Raw genomic sequence first — 22,465 nt, 5'->3', positions numbered from 1 at the left:
GCAGATCGCCGGGAACGCGTAGCCCGGACAGATGCGCAGCATCGCCTCCGGGAAATTCTGCCACTCCGCGCTCTCTCCCGGGGGCGGCGCAGAGCGCCTGCCCGGGCTACCGGACCGCAGATCGCCGGGAACGCGTAGCCCGGACAGATGCGCAGCATCGCCTCCGGGAAAGAAACCGGGTTACATGCTATAGCCCGGTTTCTTAATCAACTGTTCCATCTGCGGGGCGATTTCGCTGTCCCACACCTGCTGCCAGTCGCTCGGCTCAACCAGCTTCAGGGCCACGCTCACTGAACTCTCTTTGCTGTTGAGGTGGCGAATCAACACCTCGGTAATATCGGCGGCCAGCGCCGCTTTTTGTTCATCATTCAGGTCGCGGGGAAAACATTTAATATCAACGTGCGGCATAGCAGGCTCCTTTATTGTCTGGACGATAAAACTAGCATAACCCGCGTCATCCGGATCGCTTTTTGTGCTTTAAATCAGCTCGTTGCGGCGCAGAACGGCTTCGAGTTTGGGATGGCGATACACCGCATCCGCCACGGCGACGAATTTTGGCGTCTGCGCCGCAAACCACTCCCGGCGCGGGCCCCAGGCGCACATCGCCGCAATATAGCAGTCCAGCAGGGTTATTTCCGTCCCCAGCGCATACGGCGCGGCGGCAAGCTGCTCCTCCAGCCACAGATAGAGCGATTTGCGATAGCTGATGCAGCTTTCCCGCAGCTGGTCTGGCGCATCGGCGGCCCAGCGCTCCGGGTAATCCGCAAAGGTAAAGGTGGGATAGACGTTCGCCACCAGCCAGATGAGCAGACGCTGAAAGGCATGCCGCTGCGGCGATCCCGGCGCCGGAGCCAGATCCGGTCGAACGTCGAGGATCATCAGGGCAATCGCCGCGGATTCGGTCATCACGCTGCCGTCTGCAAGCGTCAGGGTCGGCACCTGACACAGCGGGTTTATCTTTTTGAGGCGGTCGCGCTGCGGGCCCGGCTGGTCAAAGCCCTCAACGTTAACAAAATGATACGGGATATCGGCCAGCGTCAGCATCAGTTCGCTAATTGTTGAGCCCCAGCCGGGTACGCCATAGACGGTGATCATATTCTGCGCCCTCGATGAATTTGCCGCTCAGGAACAGAGCGGCGACGGGTTTAGCAATTTTGCAGTATAGATTTGATTACGCCATGCCGCTATTGAGGCCCCCTCGCACATGCGAAACGGCAGAGCTACGCCGACTCGCGCGCCACCAGGTGAAAGCCGATATCAATAATCGCTTCCCCTTCTTCTCCGCCTTCTATGCGGTCGGCAAGCAGCGTGGCCGCCTGCTCGCCGATGGCATGACGGTCGACGCTGACGGTGGTGATGGCCGGACGGTTGCTGGCGGCGAAGTCCAGATCGCCAAAACCGATCACCGCCAGATCCTGCGGCACGCGCAGCCCCCGGCTTTCGGCTTCCATAATCGCCCCCTGGGCAAGGGTATCGGAGCTGCAGACGATAACGTCAAACTCGCCGCCGGCGAGCAGCTCGGCCAGCCCGCGACGCCCCAGCGCCAGCGATGCCGGAAGCGGCACCTCGACCTGCGGCGCATCGTCAATGCCGTTTTTGGCCAGCCGGGCGCGGAGCCCCTGCTTTCGCAACGTCGCGCGCGCATCGCCGGCCCACAGCAGACCCGGGCGGCGGTAGCCTTTTTCCAGCAGGTACTCGCCAATGGTTTCGCCGACTTTTTCATGCGAAAAACCGACCAGCATATCCAGCGGCGTCGGGGTGAGATCCCAGATTTCCACCACCGGCGTGGCGGCGTTGAGGATCGTCTTCTTCAGCGCCGGGGCGTGCTGAATGCCGGTCAATACCACGCCATCCGGACGCCGCGAGAGTAAGGTTGCTACCAGCTCGGCTTCGGTCTGTCGGCTGTAGCCCGCCACGCACAGCAGCATATGGTAGCCGCGCGCCGCCAGGGTATCGCTCAGCGCCTGGATGGTATCGACAAACATATTGTTATTGATTTGCGGCACCACCACGGCCACCAGCTTGCTGCGCCTGGATGCCAGGCCGCCGGCCAGCGCGTTAGGGATATAGCCCGTTGCCTGCACCGCCTGCATCACTTTCTCGACCGTTTTTGGCCTCACCAGCTGCGGCGTATTCAGCGCCCGGCTGACCGTCATCGACGACAATCCGGCGCTACGGGCTACGTCATCCAGCGTCGGCGCGCGCGTCGGTTTTCTGCTTTTCACGACTAAGCCCCTGTGTTGAGTCGTTTTCTGTGGGCATTATTGATGATGGCCCGCGCAATTGCCAGCGCTCACCTCGACATCCTCAATAGAATCAAATACCTGAAACACAAAATGTTATCGCTATCATTTTGATTTGTGATTTTTCACAAACATTTTTGGATCGTGACCTGAGCTGCATAATTTTACCCTTTATAACCGCTAATTGTGATCGTTTGTACAAATTAAAATCACTGTCGTAGCGCCAGGATAATTTCAGGATTAAAAATGTTAGCGCAAACATTTTATCACTAAAAAGGAACTGACTATGACCTCGAGCGCTAATTCCGAGTCCGTGACCTACGCCAAAGCTTCCGGCGTCAAAACCGCCGCTGAAACCGGCGACCGCATTGAACACGTCAAACTGTCGCTGGCCTTTCTGCCGCTGGCGACCCCCGTTAGCGATGCAAAGGTTCTGACCGGTCGGCAAAAACCGCTTACCGAAGTGGCGATCGTTATCGCGGAAATCCGCTCCCGGGACGGCTTTGAAGGCGTTGGCTTCAGCTATTCCAAGCGTGCGGGCGGCCAGGGCATTTACGCCCACGCCAAAGAGATCGCCGATAATCTGCTCGGCGAAGACCCGAACGATATCGACAAGATCTACACCAAACTGCTGTGGGCCGGCGCATCCGTTGGCCGCAGCGGTATGGCGGTACAGGCCATCTCCCCTCTTGATATTGCGCTGTGGGATATGAAAGCCAAACGCGCCGGACTACCGCTGGCGAAACTGCTCGGCGCGCACCGCGATTCCGTTCAGTGCTACAACACCTCCGGCGGCTTTCTGCATACGCCGCTGGATCAGGTGTTAAAAAACGTGGCTATCTCCCGTGAGAACGGGATTGGCGGGATTAAGCTGAAGGTTGGTCAGCCGAATACCGCCGAAGATATTCGTCGCCTGACGGCGGTGCGTGAGGTGCTGGGCGATGACTTCCCGCTGATGGTGGACGCCAACCAGCAGTGGGATCGCGAAACCGCCATCCGCATGGGGCGCAAAATGGAGCAGTTCAATCTGATCTGGATTGAAGAGCCCCTTGACGCCTACGATGTTGAAGGCCACGCGCAGCTCGCCGCCGCGCTGGATACGCCGATTGCCACCGGCGAGATGCTGACCAGCTTCCGTGAACATGAGCAGCTTATCCTCGGCAACGCCAGCGACTTTGTCCAGCCGGATGCGCCGCGCGTCGGCGGGATCTCCCCGTTCCTGAAGATTATGGATCTGGCGGCGAAGCACGGTCGCAAGCTGGCCCCGCACTTTGCGATGGAGGTACACCTGCATCTCGCCGCCGCCTACCCGCTCGAGCCGTGGCTGGAGCACTTCGAGTGGCTGAACCCGCTGTTTAACGAACAGCTGGAGCTGCGCGACGGGCGGATGTGGGTATCCGAACGCCACGGTCTGGGCTTTACCCTGAGCGAACAGGCCCGCCGCTGGACCCAGCAAAGCTGCGAGTTTGGTAAACGCCCTTAACCGAATTCCCCGGATGGCGGCGTAAGGGCTACAGGCCCCGTAGCCCGGGCAAGGCGCGTCAAGCGCCGCCCCCGGGAGAATATCGCGTTTTCCCGGAGGCGATGCGGCGCATCTGTCCGGGCTACCGGTCCGCAGATGACTGAAAACCCGTAGCCCTGCCGGGGAAATACCTCTTATTGACTGTACCCACAATAAACAACCCTGCAAAGGAGTTGAAGATGACTACCCCCTTAAAACGCAGCAACGTGCGTTACGGCATATTACTGTTTTTATTTCTGGCTACCGTATTTAATTATGCCGACCGGGCAACGCTGTCCGTCGTCGCGCCTATTATGAGCAAAGAGCTAGGCTTTGATCCCGAGGCGATGGGGCTGGCCTTTTCAGTTTTTGGTATCTCCTACGTCATTATGCAAATACCCGGCGGCTGGCTGCTGGATAAATATGGTTCGCGGCTGGTCTACGGCTGCGCGCTGATTGGCTGGTCGATCGTCACCATGTTTCAGGGAACGATCTATCTGTTCGCCAGCCCATTGATCGTACTGGTGATTCTGCGCCTGATGATGGGCGCGATTGAAGCCCCCGCCTTCCCCGCTAACAGCCGTCTCAGCGTACAGTGGTTTCCCAACAAAGAGCGCGGGTTCGTCACCTCGGTCTATCAGGCCGCGCAGTATATTTCCCTGGGAATTATTACGCCGCTAATGACGATTATTCTGCATAATTTAAGCTGGCACTACGTATTTTATTATATTGGCGCTATCGGCGTGGTGCTGGGAATATTCTGGCTGGTAAAAGTAAGAGATCCCTCTCATCATCCAAAAATTAACCAACAGGAGCTCGACTATATTCGCGAAGGCGGCGGCGAGCCGGAATTAGGGACGAAAAAAACGCAGCAGAAATTAACCCTCGCGCAGATTAAAAGCGTCTGCGTTAATCGCATGATGATCGGCGTGTATATCGGCCAGTTCTGCGTAACGTCCATTACCTGGTTCTTCCTGACGTGGTTTCCCACCTATCTCTACCAGGCCAAAGGTATGTCGATCCTCAAGGTCGGTTTTGTCGCCAGTATCCCGGCCATTGCCGGATTTATCGGCGGACTGCTCGGTGGGGTATTCTCAGACTGGCTGCTCAAACGCGGCTACAGCCTGACGACCGCCCGCAAGCTGCCGGTGATCTGCGGCATGCTGCTCTCCTGCGTGATTGTCGTCGCCAACTACACCACCTCGGAAGTGGTGGTGATCGCCGCCATGAGCCTGGCCTTCTTTGCTAAAGGTTTCGGTAACCTCGGCTGGTGCGTGCTGAGCGACACCTCGCCGAAGGAAATGCTGGGAATTGCCGGCGGGGTGTTCAACATGTGCGGCAACCTGGCGAGTATTATCACGCCGCTGGTTATCGGCGTGATCCTCGCTAATACCCACTCCTTTGATTACGCCATCCTGTACGTCGGTTCCATGGGCGTGCTGGGCCTGTTCTCCTATCTGTTTATCGTCGGGCCGCTGGATCGTTTGACGCTGACCCCGCGCGCCGCCTGATTTAAAACCCTGGCGAGCATTCGCCTCCGCTGTTTCGCATCACACTCCTGCGAAACAGCGGTTTTTTAGTAGGTTATCCCCGGCGGATTCACTTCCGATTGCGTCACCTCTTCGCCCTGCTCTCCCCAGCGCGCCAGCACTTTCTGATACTCGCCGCGAGCAATCGCGCCGTTCAGCGCCGCCTGCAGCGCCGGAGCCAGGCCGTTGCCCTTTTTGGTCGTGGTGGCAACGTACGCTTTTTTCGGCCCCAGGCCGACGACTTTGGTTTTGCCGCTGAGCGCCGCTTTATAGGCCGCCACCGACTGCGGCCCAAAGAACACGTCCGCGCGACCGGACTGAATATAAAGGTTGCCCGAGGCGTCATCGGTCAGGTAGACCGGCAGCGCGGGTTGCCGCCCGGCGGCTTCGTTTTCGGCGTTCCAGCCGAGCAAAATCCGCTCCTGGTTAGTCCCGGACCCGACGATCACTTTTTTACCCGCGAGATCCGCCGGACCGCTCACGCGGGCGATATCGCTGGTTGATTTCACGGAAAAGGCCAGAGAGTCAACGCGATAGGTGGCAAAATCAAACTTCTCTTTCCGCTGCTCGGTCACCGCAATATTGACCAGCGCGACGTCGTAGCGTCCGGAGGTAATCCCCAGCGGCCAGTCCTCCCAGGCGGTGGGCACCAGCTTTAGCTTCAGCCCGAGGCTGCCGGCCAGCAGCCGGGCAATATCCGGGTCGCTGCCGATACGCGTGCGGTTATCGCTGGCCAACAGCGCCAGCGGCGGCGAATTGAGCGCCGAAATCGCCACCGTTAAGGTACCCGGCTCGACGAAGGCGTAATTTGCCGGGATCTTCGCGATCGCCTGCTCATCGCGGGTCACCGGCAGCGGCTGCTCGTTGGCGCGCAGGTCGATAGCCGCCTGCGATGCCGCAGATAAAGAGAGTAGTGTCAGGGCCAAAAGTCCGTTTCTCATGCCGCTAATACCCTCGATAAGAACTGCCGCGTACGCGGATGCTGCGGTTGGTTCAGCACGGCGTCGCTGCTGCCCTGCTCGACTATCTTGCCGTCGACCATAAACACCACCCGGTCCGCCACCTCTTTCGCAAAACCGATTTCATGGGTGACCACCACCAGCGTGGTGCCGGAGCGCGCCAGCTTTTTAATCACGTCCAGCACTTCCCCCACCAACTCAGGGTCGAGCGCGGAGGTCGGTTCATCGAACAGCATTACCCGCGGGTTAAGCGCCAGCGCCCGGGCAATAGCGATGCGCTGCTGCTGGCCGCCGGACAGGTGCCGCGACCAGGCGTCGGCTTTATTGCGCAGTCCGACCACGTCCAGCAGTTCATACGCCCGCGCGATCGCCTCTTTGCGGGTCGCCTGCTTATGGGCGATGGGGGCCTCAATCAGATTTTCCAGCACCGTCAGATGCGGGAACAGGTTGAAGTTCTGAAATACGTAGCCGACGTTAACCCGCTGGCGGAGGATCTCTTTCTCTTTCAGCTCGTAGAGCTTGTCGCCTTTACGGCGATAGCCGATATAGTCGCCATCGATCTGAATAAAGCCTTCATCCACGCGCTCCAGATGATTAATCGCCCGCAGCAGCGTCGATTTTCCCGAACCGGACGGCCCGAGGATCACCGTCACCGTGCCGGGTTCGATTTCCAGCGATACGTCATCAAGCGCTTTATGGCGGCCAAAATATTTGCTGACGCCGGTGATGGAGATATGGCCGTTACGAGAGTTGGGCATGGGCGGACTCCTGGGATTGTGGGCGACGAATGGACTCAACGCGGCGGCTGCTGCGGGCGCTATTGACCGCCGAGCGGCGTTCGCTGCGGGCCAGTCCTCGCTCGACCAGATACTGGATCAGCGACAGCACGCTGGTGATCGCCAGATACCAGGCGGCGCCGACCATCAGCAGCGGGATCACTTCCTGGGTGCGGTTATAGATCATCTGGATGGTGTAAAACAGCTCCGGCATCGCCAGCACGTAAACCATCGCCGTCCCCTTGGCGAGGCTGATAATTTCGTTAAAGCCCGCCGGTAAAATGGTGCGCAGCGCCTGCGGCAGAATAATGCGCAGGGTCCGACGGCTGGCCGGAAGCCCCAGCGCCGCCGCCGCTTCATACTGCCCGTGATCGACCCCGAGAAAGCCGCCGCGGATAATTTCGGCGGTGTAGGCGCTTTGCACCAGGGTCAGCCCGACAACGGCGGTAGAAAACTGCCCCAGTACGTTGATGGTCTCAAAGCTGGCCCAGCGAATCGCGGTGAACGGAATGCCTATCGCTAGCGTGTCGTAAAGATAGGAGAAGTTGTAGAGAATAATCAGCACCACGATCAGCGGCAGCGAGCGGAACAGCCAGATATAGCCCCAGGCCAGGCTGCTCAGCAGCCATGAACTGGAGAGCCGGGCCAGCGCCAGCAGGCCGCCGAGAATAACGCTCAGCGCCGTCGCCAGCAGGGTCAGCAGCAGCGTCTGCCCGAGACCTTCAAGGATCACCGGGTCAAAGAACCAGCGGGCAAAGACGCGCCACTCCCAGCGCGGGTTAAAGGCGACCGATTGAATCACCACCGCCAGCACCAGCAGCGCCAGCAGCGCGCCTACCGCCCGCAGCGGATAGCGCGCGGGGACAACCTTAATCGTTTCCTGGGTATGCATATTGGCTCCTTAAGCGCTCTGGCTCAGCGCGCTGACCGCCAGCGCTTTCGTAAAGCGCAGTCGACCATCGAACGGCGGCAGGCTGTACTCTTCCGGATCGCGGCTGAGGTCAAACTGCGCCTCGTAGCCCTGGCTCAGGTAGAGCCGCACCGCTTCCGGCTGCCGAAAACCGGTGGTCAGATAGATATGGCTGTAGCCCGCAAGCAGCGCCCGTCGCTCCAGCTCCTGCACCACTTTCGCCGCCAGCCCCTGCTGGCGCAGACGACGATGGGTCCAGATACGTTTGATTTCTGCCGTATGGGCATCTTTCGGTTTGTACGCGCCGGTGGCGATAATTTCCCCTTCGCGCTCCAGCACGATAAATAGCCCCTGCGGCGCCAGATACCATTCCGTCAGCTCGACTTCGGCATCGCGGGAGAAATAGTCGCCGTAGCGCGCGGCGTACTCGCCGAACAGGCCCTCAATAATCGGCTGCAGCTCCGGCGCTTCCGGAGAGACATCGCGGAATAGATCGCTCATCATGCCTCCTGTTAGTCGCCGAGTCCGGCCGGGTTGATTTCCGATTGCGGAATGCTCTCCACGCCTTCCCCCCAGCGGTTCAGCACCTTCGCGTAGTCGCCGCTGCGGATTGCGCCGTTCAGCGCCGTCTGTACCGGTTCAACCAGACCGCTGCCTTTTTTCACCGTCACGGCAATATGCGCCGCCTTCGGCCAGCCGCCGTCAACGCTGCCTACCAGCTTCGTTTTGCCGGTCAGCGCCGCTTTCCACGCGCCGATCACGTTGGGGCCGAAGAAGGCGTCGGCGCGCCCGGACTGCAGCGCCAGGGTCTGGGCGGCGTCGTCTTTGGTGTAGACCGGCGTAAACGGCTTCAGCCCCTTCTTGAGATTCTCGGCGTTCCACGCCAGCAAAATGGCTTCCTGATTGGTGCCGGAGCCGACGATAATCCGCAGCCCGGCAATATCTTCCGCTTTTTCAATTTTGCTCAGCGGACTGGTGCTCTTGACGTAAAAACCCAGCGAATCTTTGCGGTAGGTGGCGAAATCAAACTTCTCTTTGCGCTCTTTGGTCACGGTGATATTGCTGACCGCCGCATCATATTTGCCGGAAGCGACGCCAAGCGGCCAGTCCTCCCACGAGGTGGGTACCACATTCAGCTCCAGCCCGAGGCTGTCGGCCACCAGGCGGGCGATATCCACCTCGCTGCCGAGCAGGGTTTTGTTATCGTCAGAAAACACGGTCAGCGGCGGTGAGTTCAGCGCGGCGACCGCGACCGTCAGCTTACCCGGCACCGCCAGGTGGAGACCTTTCGGCAGTTGCGCGATAGCCTGCGGGTTTTTCGCCGTATGAATCGGCGTTTTGTTGGCTTCGAGGCTCACGCCGGTGCCGTTGATCGTGACGTTCTGCGCCCAGGATGACGCGCTAACGGCCAGCGCCAGCGCCAGTAATAGCGATTTTTTCTGCGTTTTCTGCATAGCGGGTGTTCTCTATTATTGTTTTTGGAATTGATTCACGGGCTCTGCCAGCCCTAAGCTTTCACGCAGCGTGGTGCCGGGATATTCCCGGCGGAATAGTCCGCGCTGCTGAAGAATCGGTACCACCTGGTCCACAAAGCGCGGGAAGGTATCCGGCGTACCGCCCTGGATAATAAAACCGTCCGTCGCGCGCTGTTCAAACCACTGCTGCAGACCATCCGCCACCTCTTCAGCGGTTCCGGCAAAGCGCGGTCGCGGGCTGGCCGCCTCCAGCGCCACCTGGCGCAGCGTCAGGCCGCGTTCGCGGGCATTGCGTTTTATCTCGTCGGTGGTGCTGCGAAAGCTGTTCTGCCCGAGGTCGCCGATATCCGGGAACGCCTCATCCAGCGGATACTGAGCAAAGTCGTGATGTTCAAAATAGCGGCCGAGATAATTCAGCGCGTCTTCAATCGACACCAGCGCAGCGGTGGTCTGGTATTGCTGCTCCACATCGTCGGCGCTGTCGCCAACGATGACGCTGACGCCCTGGAAGATATGCAGTTCGCTCTCCCGGCGGCCGTGCGCTGCAAGCTGGCTTTTGACGTCGCGATAAAAGGCCTGCGCCTCCGCCAGCGACTCCTGATGGGTAAAAATAGCGTCTGCGTGGCTGGCGGCTAACTTTTTACCGTCATCGGAGGCGCCCGCCTGAAAGATAATGGGCCGGCCCTGCGGCGTGCGGGCAATATTTAGCGGACCGGCTACTTTAAAGAAATCGCCGTGATGATTAAGCGTGTGCAGCTTGTTTTTATCAAAGAACTGGCCGCTCTCTTTATTACGAATAAACGCGTCCTGCTCCCAGGAGTCCCACAGGCCTTTGACAACCTGCAGATATTCATCGGCAATACGGTAGCGCAGCGCATGATCGGGATGCTGGGCGCGGGAGAAGTTTTTTGCTGAACCTTCCAGCGGCGAGGTGACCACGTTCCAGCCCGCGCGGCCGCCGCTCAGATGATCGAGGCTGGCGAACTGGCGGGCGGTGGTAAAGGGTTCGCTGTAGGAGGTCGACAGGGTACCGACCAGGCCTAAACGCGAAGTTACCGCCGCAAGGGTAGATAATACGGTGAGCGGTTCAAAACGATTTAAAAAATGCGGGATCGATTTTTCATTAATATATAAGCCATCGGCAACAAAAATAAAATCGAGCTTGCCCTCTTCCGCTTTTAACGCCGTCTGCTTGACGAACTCAAAGTTAATACTGGCGTCGGCCAGCGCGGCCGGATGACGCCAGGCCGACATATTTCCCGATGCGCCGTGTAATATAGTACCAATGCGCAGCTGCCGTTGTTCAGACATCGTTAATCCTTAGTCAATGACCCTGAATAATTAAAGTGCTTTTAATGCCTTCTCTGCCAGATCGGCAAAGTAGTGCGCCGCCGGGGCGATTAAACGCTCATCCGGGTTAAACGCCGGATGGTGAAGACCAAATTCGCTGGCGCTGCCGATGCTGACGAACGCGCCGGGAATATGCTGAAGATAAACGGCAAAATCCTCCCCGCCGAGATGGAGATCCGCATGGTGCGTGCGGTAGCCGGACTTATCGGCCACGTCGCTGGCGAAAGCGGCCCAGCGCTCATCATTAACCAGCGCGGTCGGTCCGGCGTACCAGAAGACATCTATCTGCGCGCCGAAGGCGCTGGCGAAGCCGGCGGCAATCTCGCTCACCCGCGCTTTCACCCGCTGCTGGACTTCGCTGCTGTGGGTGCGCAGCGTACCTTCCAGCTCGACGCTTTCCGGCAGGACGTTCCAGGTATTGCCGCCCTGAATCCGCGTGACGCTAAGCACCACGGAATCGAGGGTATTCACTTCGCGGCTGGCGACGCTTTGCAGCAGGGTCACCAGCTGGCTGGCCAGCAGAATGGCGTCCTTCCCTTCATGAGGCCGGGCGGCGTGAGCGCCTTTGCCGGTCACCTTAAACACAAAGCGATCGACGTTGGCGTAAAACGCGCCGCCTCGGGTGGCGAATTCGCCCACCGGCAGCCCCGGTTCATTATGCATGCCGAAAATGGCGGAAACGCCCTCCAGCACACCGGCGCGAATCAGGGTTTTCGCGCCGCCGAAGCTCTCCTCCGCCGGCTGGAACAGAATACGGACGCGTCCCGCCAGCTGCGCTTCGCGTTGTTTCAGCAGTAAGGCCGCGCCAAGGATCACGCTGGTATGAATATCATGCCCGCAAGCGTGCATTACGCCGGCATTCAACGAGCGAAACGGCACGCTGGCCGCCTCTTCGATAGGCAGCGCATCGATATCGGCACGCAGGGCTATCACCTTATCGCCGCTGCCCACTTCGGCAACCGCGCCGGTTTTCAGTTCATAAGGCAGCAGGCTGATGCCGCCGCTCTGCAGCCAGTCGCGAATACGTGCGGTGGTGTCGACCTCCTGCAGCGAGAGCTCGGGGTACTGGTGCAGTTCGCGCCGCCAGCGAATTAACTGTTCGGCAAGGCTCATGGCTGCACCTCCGCGCTCAAATGCGCCCGGGCCAGCAGGCGCAGGGAGTTAAGGCGCACCGCGCCATCGTTAATGGGCGTGTCGATAATAAATTCGTCGATGTTCCAGGCCGACTGCAGGGCATCCAGCTGCGCTTTCACCTGTTCCGGGGTGCCGAACAGCACCGCCGATTCCCGCCGGGCAATGCGCGTCGGCCTGCTGCCCGCCTGACGGGCAAAGGCGGCCGCCTGCGCTTCGCTGCCGACGGTGACCCGCTGGCCGTTTTCCAGCTCAACGCCCCATGTTTCGACGGATTTTGCCAGCTCCGCCGCCGTCGCGGCCTCTTCGGCCACGATGACCTGGACGGCAATAATCGCGTCTCGACGGCTCAGTTCACGCCAGCGGGTTAACACCTCGCGCAGCAGCTGCTTATCGCCGTTGAGATGGGCGGCGAAGACGAAGTTCCAGTCCAGCTGCGCCGCCAGCTGCGCGCTCTCCAGGCTGGCGCCGAGCAGAAAGCCGTCGGCGCGACGCGGCGGGATCGGCGTTGCGCGGACGCTCTCCTCACCGTCGGTTTCGGTCAGCGACAGCCAGTTGTCGAGCTGCGCCAGCTGGTCGGCAAAACGCCCCTTTTGCTGGGGGTCAAGCCCCTGCTGTAACGCGCGAGTGGAGAGCGGCAGTCCGCCAGGGGCTTTGCCCACGCCCAGATCCACGCGGCCCGGAGCGAGGGAAGCCAGCATATTGAAGTTTTCCGCCACTTTATACGGGCTGTAGTGCTGCAGCATGACGCCGCCGGAGCCAACGCGAATCCTGCGGGTCTGGCCAAGGATCCAGGCAATGGCCAGCTCTGGCGACGGACTGGCGAGCTGGTCAGTATTGTGGTGTTCGGCTATCCAGAAGCGATGATAGCCCCAGGCTTCCGCCTGTTGCGCAAGCGTTAATGTACGCGCCAGCGCCTGGGCAGCCGTTTCTCCGGCTGCCAGCGGGCTTTTATCCAGAATACTGATTCGATAAGACATTTCGCAGGCTCATGTGGATTAACATGACTGCATTATTAGAAGCGCCCGCGGCTGGTGAGAAACAATTTATTTACATGTACTCTGCCGGAAATTAGATATGCGCTGAGGTAACTGCCCCGGAGGCGATGCTGCGCATCTGTCCGGGCTACGCGTCCTCAGCAATCTGTGGGCCTGTAGCCCGGGCAGGCGCTGTGCAAGCCGGGAAGAAGCCGCAGCAATGCCAAGTTACGGCATATTCCCCGGGTTGCGGCGTAAACGCCTTACCCGGGCTACGGGTTACCAGCAATCTGTGGCCCTGTAGCCCGGCTAAGCGCAGCGCAAGCCGGGAAGAAGCCGCAGCAATGCCACGTCACGGCATATTCCCCGGGTTGCGGCGTAAACGCCTTACCCGGGCTACGGGTTACCAGCAATCTGTGGCCCTGTAGCCCGGCTAAGCGCAGCGCAAGCCGGGAAGAAGCCGCAGCAATGCCACGTCACGGCATATTCCCCGGGTTGCGGCGTAAACGCCTTACCCGGGCTACGGGTTACCAGCAATCTGTGGCCCTGTAGCCCGGCTAAGCGCAGCGCAAGCCGGGAAGAAGCCGCAGCAATGCCACGTCACGGCATATTCCCCGGGTTGCGGCGTAAACGCCTTACCCGGGCTACGGGTTACCGACAATCTGCGGTCCGGTAGCCCGGCTACGCGCAGCGCGAGCCGGGGGATTATCGGCTATTCTGCCGAAGCTCGCGCACCAGCGCCTCGGTCTGCTGCTGGTCGCGTAAACGAACAAAGCGAATGTGTTGATACTGCGGGTCCTGCATATCCGCCAGGTAACGCCGGCGATTGTTGCGCCAGGTTTTCAGCGTCCAGAGAATAATAGAGTCCCGGCTAAAGAAAGAGCGGCGGAAGGTTTCGCAATTGCCGGTGCCGGGCCACAGCTCCTGCCGTCGGCTTGCGCGTGAAGCCGCGCGACGGACCGCCTGGCGGATCGTGCGCCAGAAGCTGTAGTCCACCCACACCACCAGATCCACATCGCGCCATTTTACCGGGCGGCTGCGGTTATAGTTGCCGTCCAGCACCCAGCCGGGCGCGGCGAGCGCGGCGGCGAGTTTGGCGTAGAACTCATCGTCCGGCGTCCCTTGCCACTCGGGCAGCCAGTAGAGCACATCCATTTCAATATAAGGCAGTGACAGTTCCTGAGCCAGCCGACGCGCGAGGGTGGATTTGCCGACGCCGCTGGTCCCTACTACGTTGATTTTCATCGTGGTCTCTCGGGCAAAACGCGGGCGGAGAATAATAGCGCAATAACGTTAAAACGATGAGCAAAATTTCCCCATCATGCGCGAACGCCGAAAAGCGTCCGATCTCATTGATATTTAAGCAAGTGCTGTCCGCAAATCTTTTGCGTGCGTCCATTTTCCGATACGTGTAGGATTCTCCGCCATGCTCGCTTATCTCATTCCTCAGAATGATGAGAGAGCCAGCAGCACGAACCACTTCATGGACATTGACAGGAAAATAGCGACATCAATGAATACAAAACACTCTAGCGTGGCGGAGCAGCACGCTGCCAAACGCCACTGGCTGAACTCCCAGGAGTCGGGCTACCACAAGGCGATGGGCAACCGTCAGGTGCAGATGATTGCCATCGGCGGCGCGATTGGTACCGGCCTGTTCCTCGGCGCGGGCGCGCGCCTGCAGATGGCCGGACCGGCCCTGGCGCTGGTTTATCTGGTCTGCGGCCTCTTCTCGTTCTTTATCTTACGCGCGCTGGGCGAGCTGGTGCTTCATCGCCCCTCCAGCGGCAGCTTCGTCTCCTACGCCCGCGAGTTCCTCGGCGAAAAAGCGGCTTACGTTGCGGGCTGGATGTACTTTATCAACTGGGCGATGACCGGGATCGTCGATATCACCGCCGTCGCGCTGTATATGCACTACTGGGGCGCGTTTGGCGACGTTCCGCAGTGGGTCTTCGCTCTCGGCGCGCTGGCGATTGTCGGCACCATGAACATGATCGGCGTGAAATGGTTCGCCGAGATGGAGTTCTGGTTCGCGCTGGTGAAAGTTCTGGCTATCGTCGCGTTTCTGGTGGTCGGGACTATTTTTCTTGGCAGCGGAAAGCCGCTGGATGGCAATGCCACCGGTTTCCACCTGATTACCGATAACGGCGGCCTGTTCCCGCACGGCCTGCTGCCGGCGCTGGTGCTGGTACAGGGGGTGGTGTTCGCCTTCGCCTCTATCGAACTGGTGGGTACCGCCGCTGGCGAGTGTAAAGATCCGCAGACCATGGTGCCGCGCGCCATTAACAGCGTTATCTGGCGTATTGGTCTGTTCTACGTTGGCTCCGTGCTGCTGCTGGTGCTGCTGCTGCCGTGGAATGCCTATCAGGCCGGGCAGAGCCCGTTCGTCACCTTCTTCTCGAAGCTGGGCGTGCCGTATATCGGCAGCGTGATGAATATCGTGGTGTTAACCGCCGCGCTCTCCAGCCTCAACTCCGGCCTCTACTGCACCGGGCGTATTCTGCGCTCCATGTCGATGGGCGGTTCGGCGCCGAAGTTTATGTCGAAAATGAGCCGCCACCACGTGCCCTACGCCGGGATTCTGGCGACGCTGGCGGTGTATGTCGTTGGGGTATTCCTCAACTACCTGGTGCCTTCGCAGGTATTTGAAATTGTCCTTAACGTCGCGTCGCTGGGGATTATCGCTTCATGGGGCTTTATTGTGGTGTGCCAGATGCGCCTGCGTAAGGCGATCAAGGAAGGCAAAGCGGCGGACGTTAGCTTCAAGATGCCGGGTGCGCCTTTTACCTCCTGGCTGACCCTGCTGTTCCTGCTTAGCGTGCTGGTATTAATGGCTTTCGATTATCCGAATGGGACTTATACCATCGGTTCGCTTCCGCTGATTGCCGTTTTGCTGGTCGCCGGCTGGTTTGGCGTGCGCAAGCGCGTGCATGACATTCATAGCACCGCGCCGAATATTGAAAAACAGCAATAAATCACTTTGCGGTTTGCCTCACCGGGCAAACCGCAACCGCACAACTTAATTATCTTCCACCAGCTGAGCCACATCGCTGCTGTTAATCTGGCGCTTATTGCCCGACTCATCAGTATAGCTGGTCATTCCGGTATCTTTATCCAGCTTCGGCTTGCCCTGCGTTACGATAGTCTGCCCGCTTTTTGTCGTCATGACATAGTTTGAGCTACAGCCCGCCAGAAGAGCCAGCATCGCGCCGGCGCAAACAACCATTAATGATTTTTTCATCTTTTCTCCAGGATTAATGCCACCGTCCCGCTTGCGCAGGAAAGCCGTAAGTTTATAGCCATTACATTTATCAGGCTAATAAGTGTTTGTAACAGAGGGTGATATCTGGATGGGTGCGGTTTTCGGGCAGACAGAAAACAGTGCATTTTGTAGGCGCGGTGAGGCGTAATCCGCCACCCGGCTGCAGTGCGAGCACACTGATGGCGGGAGAGGTTGCCCCCTCCCGTCAGGATCACAGCGCGATGCGGATAACGTCATCCGGCTGGGTCGCCTCTTTCTGACGCGTCGACTCCTGCTTCACGCTGACGTACAGCGTTTTACCATCGGCGGAGAGCGTCAGGCTGTTCGGATGAGTCGGCGTTTTGAAGGTCTTGACCACTTTGTAGGTCTTACCATCGATCACGCTCACTTCGCCGGCTTTACGGTGCGTCACGTAGGCTTCATTGCGGGTCGGGTTAAACAGCACGGCCAGGGACTCCGGCGCGGCGATTTTCTCCAGCACTTTGCCATCGCGAATATCGACCACCAGCACTTCCGGCTGTTTACCGTCGGTGATAAAGGCGCGATGTCCGGCGGTATCCAGGCTCAGGTTGAGATAGAAGTGCTCTTTGCCATCATCCTGCAGCTTTTTACGCGACAGGATTTTGTTGCTGGTGCTGTCGATAGTCACCAGTTCCCCGTCGGCATTGGTGGTATAGATACGGTTCGCTTCCGCGTCCAGCGCCAGGCCGGTCGCCATTGCGCCAGTATTGGCGATGGTGTCTTTCAGCGTTAGCTTGTCGCCATCCACCACCCAAATCACGCTCTCTTTACCCAGCCCGGTGATGTAGACGGTGTTGGTTTTCTCGTTGACCGCCAGCTCGCGCGGGGCCAGAGGACGTACGGTTTCGCTGCGCTGGCGGGCGTCAAGCACCAGACGCCCTTTCACTTTCCCGGTTTTAGCATCAATGGCGGTGACGGTGCTGTCGGTGGTGTTGCCAAACCACAGGGTCTGAGTGGCGTTATCGATCGTCGCGCCGAAGGGTTTCAGATCGTTATGAATAATCTGCGTGACTTCGAGAGTCGTCGGATCGAGACGGTAAACGATACCGCCTTTATCCAGCGAACGGCTTTGCGAAGTGGCCACCCACAGCGCATTCTCCTGCTGGCTATAGGCCATTTCGTATGCGCCCTTGCCGACGGCTTTGCGCAGCATTTCTTCCGCCGCGTGGGCGCTAAAGCTCCCCGCCAGCAGTAACGAAGTTAACAACAGTGAACGGCGCAGACGCGGCGCGGACAGATGACGTAATGACATGACGACTCCCTTTGATAAAACAAATATATGCCTGCTCGACAGTGCTTCCGGGGCGCAAAATCATCGCTTTGCGCTCTTCTTAGGAATGCGAATAGTAATCATTATTTATCGCAATGTGGAGCGTTAATTACCCGTAGCGTTCTCGACATCACGCAATTCTTGCTATTTGTTAACTCAAATTCCGTTAAGTCTTTTCAAAAAATTTACAAAAGAGCTAACATATATACATATGTTCCGTTTGGTTCGTTTTGTGAGTAACTTTGATGAAAATCCTTTCCGTGCGCGCCGCCGCGCTCCCCGCTCTGCTTTTGCCGCTGGTCTCCGCAGGGCCCACCGCTCTCGCCGCTGAACAGACCATGGTGGTTACCGCCGCGCCGTCGGCGGTTTCTGAACTCGATACCCCCGCCGCCGTTAGCGTGGTTAACGGCGATGAGATGCGCCAGGCCGCGCCGCGGGTAAACCTCTCCGAGTCGCTGGGCGCGGTACCGGGACTGCAGGTGCAAAACCGCCAGAACTACGCGCAGGATCTGCAGCTTTCGATTCGCGGCTTCGGGTCCCGCTCCACCTACGGCGTGCGCGGGCTGCGTATTTACGTCGACGGTATCCCGGCCACCATGCCCGATGGCCAGGGGCAAACCTCGAATATTGATATTGGCAGCCTCGATTCGCTCGAGGTGCTGCGCGGGCCTTTTTCCGCCCTGTACGGTAACTCCTCCGGCGGGGTGATCAACGCCACCAGCCAGACCGGAAGCCAGCCGCCCACTATCGAAGCCAGCAGCTACTACGGCAGCTTTGGCACCTGGCATTACGGTATGAAAGCGACCGGCGCGGTGGGCGACGGCAGCCACGCGGGCGACGTCGACTACGTGGTTTCCACCAACCGCTTCACCACCCACGGCTCCCGCGACCATAGCGGCGCGCGTAAGAATCTTGCCAACGCGAAGCTCGGCGTGCGCATCAATGACGTCAGTAAGCTGACCCTGCTGTTTAACAGCGTGGATATTAAAGCTAATGACGCGGGCGGCCTGAGCTACGACGAATGGCAAAATAATCCGCGCCAGTCGCCAAGAGGCGATGAGTACAATACCCGCAAAACCATCAAACAGACCCAGGCCGGTTTACGCTACGAGCGACAGCTGAGCGAGCAGGACGATCTGAGCGTGATGATGTACGCCGGGGAACGTGAAACCACCCAGTATCAATCGATTCCTCGCGCTCCGCAGCTCAAACCCACCCATGCTGGCGGCGTTATCGACCTGACGCGTCACTACCAGGGAATTGATACCCGCTGGACCCACCGCGGCGAGCTGCTGGTGCCGGTCACCTTTACCACCGGTCTTGATTACGAAACCATGAGCGAGCGCCGCAAAGGTTACGAAAACTTTGTTATGAGCGACGGCGCGCCGCAGTACGGTGAAAAGGGAGACCTGCGCCGCAACGAGCGTAACCTGATGTGGAACGTCGATCCCTATCTGCAAACCCAGTGGCAGCTCACCGAGAAACTCTCTCTGGACGCGGGCGTGCGCTACAGCTCGGTATGGTTCGATTCCAACGATTATTACATTACGCCGGGCAACGGCGATGACAGCGGCGAGGCCAGCTATCATAAATGGCTGCCGGCAGGACAGCTGAAATATGCGGTAACCGACGCGTGGAACGTCTACGTCTCCGCCGGCCGCGGTTTCGAAACGCCGACCATCAATGAGCTTTCCTATCGCTCCGGCGACCAGGGCGGGCTGAACTTTGGCCTGCAGCCGTCCACCAACGAAACCGTTGAAATTGGCAGCAAGGCGCGTATCGGCAACGGCCTGTTGACCGCCGCGCTGTTCCAGACCGACACCGACAATGAGATTGTCGTCGACGCCAGCAGCGGCGGGCGTACCAGCTACAAAAACGCCGGGAAAACCCGTCGCCAGGGGATGGAGCTGGGGCTGGATCAGCAGTTCGGCGAGAGCTGGCGTTTAAAAGCGGCCTGGACCTGGCTGGATGCGACCTATCGTACCAACGTCTGTGATGATGCCAGCTGTAAAGGCAATCGCATTCCGGGGATCGCCCGCAACATGGGCTATGCCTCCTTTGGCTACCAGCCCGAAAAAGGCTGGTACGCGGGCAGCGATATTCGCTATATGAGCGATATTATGGCTAACGATGAGAATACCGCCAAAGCCCCATCCTGGACGGTGGTCGGCCTGACGACCGGCTATAAATGGAGCTACGGCAAAATGGATATGGATCTGTTTGGCCGCGTCGATAACCTGTTCGACCGCAGCTACGCGGGCTCGGTTATCGTTAACGAATCCAACGGCCGCTACTACGAACCGGCGCCGGGCCGTAATTACGGTATCGGTCTAAATCTGGCATGGCGGTTTGAGTAACGCTTAATTGCGGGACCTCAACGGGATCGCTCGCAGGATCCTGTTGAGGGTTAGCCGTGGATGCTCGATGGCGTTAAATCACGTTTCTTAACGACAATTCGAAAATGATCTTTTCCGCCTGGCAGGAGAAGGCAATCGAAGCCTCAAGCTTTGCCTCATCGCCGGCGGCCACGATGGTATAGTCGACCTGCGGCGGCTCGCTGGCGGGCGCGGCGGCCAGGGCGCGTTCGCGGACGGCCGCGATGGTGGACTCGGCCTCTTCGCGGCTGGCGAAGTTTTTTTCTACCCGCCAGACGCAGTCCTCATTATCAATAATCGAGCCCACGTCAATGGCGCAGCCTTTGGTACTGCATTTATCTACAACATCTTTCATTGCGGTTACCTCTTGAAGTTTTCTTTAGAATAAGAATCCGTTGGCGGAAAGCAAACCATGAATATTTGTATGGTTGAGTCGTTTTATCATTATAGGCCTCCGCGAGAAGCGACTTTTTGCGCCACCGCATGGCTACCCCCTGATTGCGCAAGGATCAGGCAGATAGATTGGCAGGGCGTCGCGCGATATCGGCGCTCAATCGTGCACGTCATCACACTATCCTGCGCTAAGCCTCGTCTATACCGCTTTACGGCGTTACCCTTGTCACAAAATAACGCCAACAAGGAGCTGCTATGGCACTGCCAGTGATTATCGATTGCGATCCGGGTCATGATGACGCGATTGCCCTCGTTCTTGCCCTCGCCTCACCCGAACTCAATGTTAAAGCCGTCACCTCTTCCGCGGGAAATCAGACCCCGGACAAAACCCTGCGCAACGTCCTGCGGATGCTCACCCTGCTTAAGCGCCCGGATATTCCGGTAGCCGGCGGCGCGCTCAAGCCGTTGATGCGGGAGCTGATTATCGCCGATAACGTGCATGGCGAGAGCGGTCTTGACGGTCCGGCGCTGCCGGAACCGGGCTTTGCCGCCCAGACGTGCACCGCCGTCGAGCTGATGGCCAAAACCCTGCGCGACAGCGCCGAGCCGGTCACCATCGTCGCAACCGGCCCGCAAACCAACGTCGCCCTGCTGCTCAACAGCCACCCTGAACTGCATGCCAAAATTGCCCGCATCGTGATAATGGGCGGTGCGATGGTGCTGGGTAACTGGCAGCCGGCGGTCGAGTTTAATATCTACGTCGACCCGGAAGCGGCGGAGATCGTTTTCCAGTCCGGCATTCCGGTGGTGATGGCCGGGTTAGACGTCACCCATAAAGCGCAAATTCACGTTGAGGATATTGAGCGCTTCCGCCGCATTGGCAACCCGATATCCACCATCGTCGCCGAACTGCTCGACTTCTTCCTTGAGTACCATAAGGATGAGAAATGGGGCTTTGTCGGCGCGCCGCTGCACGACCCGTGCACCATTGCCTGGCTGCTGAAGCCGGAGATGTTTACCACCGTTGAACGCTGGGTCGGCGTGGAAACGCAGGGGAAATATACACAGGGAATGACCGTGGTCGATTTCTACAATCTGACCGGCAGGAAGCCGAACGCAACGGTGATGCTCGATGTCGATCGCCAGGCGTTTGTTGACCTGCTGGCGGAGCGGCTGGCGTTTTACGCGTAAATCATCATAAAACCGGCAGGCGCGATGCCTGCCGGGAAAAAGCTACTCGTCAGGAGAGACGCGAACCACCACTTTACCGAAGTTCTCGCCCTTCAGCAGACCGATGAGCGCCTGCGGCGCGTTCTCCAGGCCGTCAACCACCTGCTCGCGGTATTTGATTTTCCCTGCCTGCACCCAGCGCCCCATCTCCTGCTGGAACTCGGCAATCCGGTGCCCGTAATCCTGGCCGATAATAAAGCCCTGCATACGGATGCGTTTTTTGAGGATTGTCGCCATCAGCAGCGGTAAACGATCCGGGCCGTCGGGCAGCGCGGTGGCATTGTAGCCGCTGACCAGGCCGCAAACCGGCACGCGGGCCGAGGTGTTCAGCAGCGGCAGTACTTCATCAAACACTTTCCCACCGACGTTCTCATAGTAGATATCGATCCCCTGCGGGCAGGCTTCAAGCAGTTTGACGGCGAAATCGGGCGCGCGGTGATCGATGCAGGCGTCGAAGCCGAGGGTTTCTACCGCATAGCGGCACTTCTCGCTGCCGCCCGCGATGCCCACCGTACGGCAGCCTTTCAGCTTCGCAATCTGTCCGACCGTTGCGCCAACCGGCCCGGTGGCGGCGGCGACCACCAGCGTTTCGCCCGCTTTCGGCTGACCAATATCCAGCAGCCCCATATAGGCCGTAAAGCCCGGCATGCCGAGGATCCCCAACGCCCAGGAAGGGTGTTCCGGGCTCTCGCCTAACTTCACCAGCCCGCTGCCGTCGGAGAGTTCATAATCCTGCCAGCCGCCGTAGCCCAGCACCCAGTCGCCGGGCTGATAATCATCATGGTTTGATGTCACGACGCGGCTCACGGTGCCGCCCACCATCACCGCGCCAACGGCGACCGGCGGCGAATAGGAAGGCGCGTCGCTCATCCGCCCGCGCATATAGGGATCTAAAGACAGAAAGACGGTGCGCAGCAGTAGCTGTCCCGGCCCGGGTGAAGCGACCTCACCCTCTTCCAGGCGGAAGTTTTCCCCGGTCGGCTCGCCGTGCGGACGGGATGCCAGCAGCCAGCGGCGGTGGCGTTGCGGATTGAAAGCCATAACAAACTCCTCTTTTGACAAG

General features: G+C 59.2%; 19 protein-coding genes and 1 pseudogene. 5 read left to right on the top strand and 15 right to left on the bottom strand.

The features are described 5' to 3' along the window. Positions 1–180: 180 nt before the first annotated feature. From pptA to ABLV30_RS20320, 3 genes are all read right to left on the bottom strand, one after another. Positions 181–408: a tautomerase PptA gene (gene pptA / locus ABLV30_RS20330; protein ID WP_109240327.1), complete on the bottom strand. Its 228-nt coding sequence runs from the start codon at positions 406–408 to the stop codon at positions 181–183. A gap of 69 nt (positions 409–477) precedes the next feature. Beyond that, complete coding sequence (locus ABLV30_RS20325) at positions 478–1,095, bottom strand: glutathione S-transferase family protein (RefSeq protein WP_032749190.1); 618 nt, start codon at positions 1,093–1,095, stop codon at positions 478–480. A 125-nt stretch (positions 1,096–1,220) separates the two neighbouring features. Beyond that, complete coding sequence (locus tag ABLV30_RS20320; RefSeq protein WP_029946962.1) at positions 1,221–2,225, bottom strand: LacI family DNA-binding transcriptional regulator; 1,005 nt, start codon at positions 2,223–2,225, stop codon at positions 1,221–1,223. Between the two features lie 304 nt (positions 2,226–2,529). On the opposite strand from ABLV30_RS20320, the gene ABLV30_RS20315 reads away from it, so the two are divergent. Both ABLV30_RS20315 and ABLV30_RS20310 read left to right on the top strand, forming a co-directional pair. Then, a complete protein-coding gene (locus ABLV30_RS20315) occupies positions 2,530–3,726 on the top strand; it encodes an L-talarate/galactarate dehydratase (RefSeq protein WP_025107872.1) in 1,197 nt (398 codons plus the stop codon). A gap of 218 nt (positions 3,727–3,944) precedes the next feature. Next, complete coding sequence (locus ABLV30_RS20310) at positions 3,945–5,255, top strand: MFS transporter (protein WP_048263002.1); 1,311 nt, start codon at positions 3,945–3,947, stop codon at positions 5,253–5,255. 65 nt (positions 5,256–5,320) lie between these two features. Here ABLV30_RS20310 and ABLV30_RS20305 read toward each other — a convergent pair whose 3' ends face one another. The 8 genes and pseudogenes from ABLV30_RS20305 to ABLV30_RS20270 all read right to left on the bottom strand — a co-directional run bounded on the left by ABLV30_RS20305 (position 5,321) and on the right by ABLV30_RS20270 (position 14,096). Next, entirely contained in the window at positions 5,321–6,214 is an 894-nt protein-coding gene (locus ABLV30_RS20305) for an ABC transporter substrate-binding protein (RefSeq protein ID WP_029946963.1), read from the bottom strand. Continuing rightward, positions 6,211–6,990 carry an amino acid ABC transporter ATP-binding protein gene (locus tag ABLV30_RS20300; protein WP_014229256.1) on the bottom strand — a complete coding sequence of 260 codons (780 nt, stop codon included), beginning with the start codon at positions 6,988–6,990 and terminating at the stop codon, positions 6,211–6,213. The genes ABLV30_RS20305 and ABLV30_RS20300 overlap by 4 nt, the downstream gene beginning before the upstream one ends. Further along, on the bottom strand, positions 6,974–7,900 hold the full coding sequence (locus ABLV30_RS20295; protein WP_032749193.1) for an amino acid ABC transporter permease: 927 nt from the start codon (positions 7,898–7,900) through the stop codon (positions 6,974–6,976). Before ABLV30_RS20295 ends, ABLV30_RS20300 begins: the two co-directional genes overlap by 17 nt. 9 nt (positions 7,901–7,909) lie before the next feature. Further along, complete coding sequence (locus ABLV30_RS20290) at positions 7,910–8,419, bottom strand: GNAT family N-acetyltransferase (protein ID WP_004120729.1); 510 nt, start codon at positions 8,417–8,419, stop codon at positions 7,910–7,912. Between the two features lie 11 nt (positions 8,420–8,430). Continuing rightward, a pseudogene (locus ABLV30_RS20285) lies at positions 8,431–10,704 on the bottom strand (NtaA/DmoA family FMN-dependent monooxygenase). A gap of 30 nt (positions 10,705–10,734) precedes the next feature. Next, positions 10,735–11,856, bottom strand: a complete 1,122-nt coding sequence (locus ABLV30_RS20280; RefSeq protein WP_047723850.1) for an amidohydrolase — start codon at positions 11,854–11,856, stop codon at positions 10,735–10,737. Continuing rightward, positions 11,853–12,854: an LLM class flavin-dependent oxidoreductase gene (locus ABLV30_RS20275; protein WP_048262998.1), complete on the bottom strand. Its 1,002-nt coding sequence runs from the start codon at positions 12,852–12,854 to the stop codon at positions 11,853–11,855. The genes ABLV30_RS20280 and ABLV30_RS20275 overlap by 4 nt, the downstream gene beginning before the upstream one ends. A 702-nt stretch (positions 12,855–13,556) precedes the next feature. Beyond that, the gene (locus ABLV30_RS20270; RefSeq protein ID WP_004850644.1) at positions 13,557–14,096 is read right to left on the bottom strand and encodes an AAA family ATPase; all 540 of its coding nucleotides are present in this window, start codon (positions 14,094–14,096) and stop codon (positions 13,557–13,559) included. A 268-nt stretch (positions 14,097–14,364) separates the two neighbouring features. Here ABLV30_RS20270 and ansP point away from each other — a divergent pair, with 268 nt between their 5' ends. Then, positions 14,365–15,825 carry an L-asparagine permease gene (ansP, locus tag ABLV30_RS20265; RefSeq protein ID WP_025107878.1) on the top strand — a complete coding sequence of 487 codons (1,461 nt, stop codon included), beginning with the start codon at positions 14,365–14,367 and terminating at the stop codon, positions 15,823–15,825. A gap of 45 nt (positions 15,826–15,870) precedes the next feature. Here ansP and ABLV30_RS20260 read toward each other — a convergent pair whose 3' ends face one another. Together ABLV30_RS20260 and ABLV30_RS20255 are read right to left on the bottom strand one after the other, a co-directional pair. Then, positions 15,871–16,092: a YgdI/YgdR family lipoprotein gene (locus ABLV30_RS20260; protein WP_009652277.1), complete on the bottom strand. Its 222-nt coding sequence runs from the start codon at positions 16,090–16,092 to the stop codon at positions 15,871–15,873. A 232-nt stretch (positions 16,093–16,324) separates the two neighbouring features. Next, entirely contained in the window at positions 16,325–17,386 is a 1,062-nt protein-coding gene (locus ABLV30_RS20255; RefSeq protein WP_014229249.1) for a YncE family protein, read from the bottom strand. A 263-nt stretch (positions 17,387–17,649) separates the two neighbouring features. Here ABLV30_RS20255 and pqqU point away from each other — a divergent pair, with 263 nt between their 5' ends. Further along, positions 17,650–19,761 carry a TonB-dependent receptor PqqU gene (gene pqqU / locus ABLV30_RS20250; RefSeq protein WP_348865649.1) on the top strand — a complete coding sequence of 704 codons (2,112 nt, stop codon included), beginning with the start codon at positions 17,650–17,652 and terminating at the stop codon, positions 19,759–19,761. 73 nt (positions 19,762–19,834) lie between these two features. On the opposite strand, the gene ABLV30_RS20245 is transcribed toward pqqU, so the two are convergent. Then, the gene (locus ABLV30_RS20245) at positions 19,835–20,134 is read right to left on the bottom strand and encodes a DUF406 domain-containing protein (RefSeq protein ID WP_025107880.1); all 300 of its coding nucleotides are present in this window, start codon (positions 20,132–20,134) and stop codon (positions 19,835–19,837) included. A gap of 293 nt (positions 20,135–20,427) precedes the next feature. Here ABLV30_RS20245 and rihA point away from each other — a divergent pair, with 293 nt between their 5' ends. Further along, the gene (gene rihA, locus ABLV30_RS20240; RefSeq protein ID WP_025107881.1) at positions 20,428–21,363 is read left to right on the top strand and encodes a pyrimidine-specific ribonucleoside hydrolase RihA; all 936 of its coding nucleotides are present in this window, start codon (positions 20,428–20,430) and stop codon (positions 21,361–21,363) included. Positions 21,364–21,405: 42 nt separating this feature from the next. Here rihA and ABLV30_RS20235 read toward each other — a convergent pair whose 3' ends face one another. Continuing rightward, positions 21,406–22,443, bottom strand: coding sequence for an NADP-dependent oxidoreductase (locus ABLV30_RS20235; protein WP_025107882.1), 1,038 nt, complete (start codon positions 22,441–22,443; stop codon positions 21,406–21,408). Positions 22,444–22,465: the final 22 nt, after the last annotated feature.

This window comes from Klebsiella sp. CN_Kp113 (assembly GCF_040064585.1).
GTDB lineage: Bacteria > Pseudomonadota > Gammaproteobacteria > Enterobacterales > Enterobacteriaceae > Klebsiella > Klebsiella michiganensis.
This window is presented reverse-complemented; position numbering and strand designations above follow the sequence as displayed.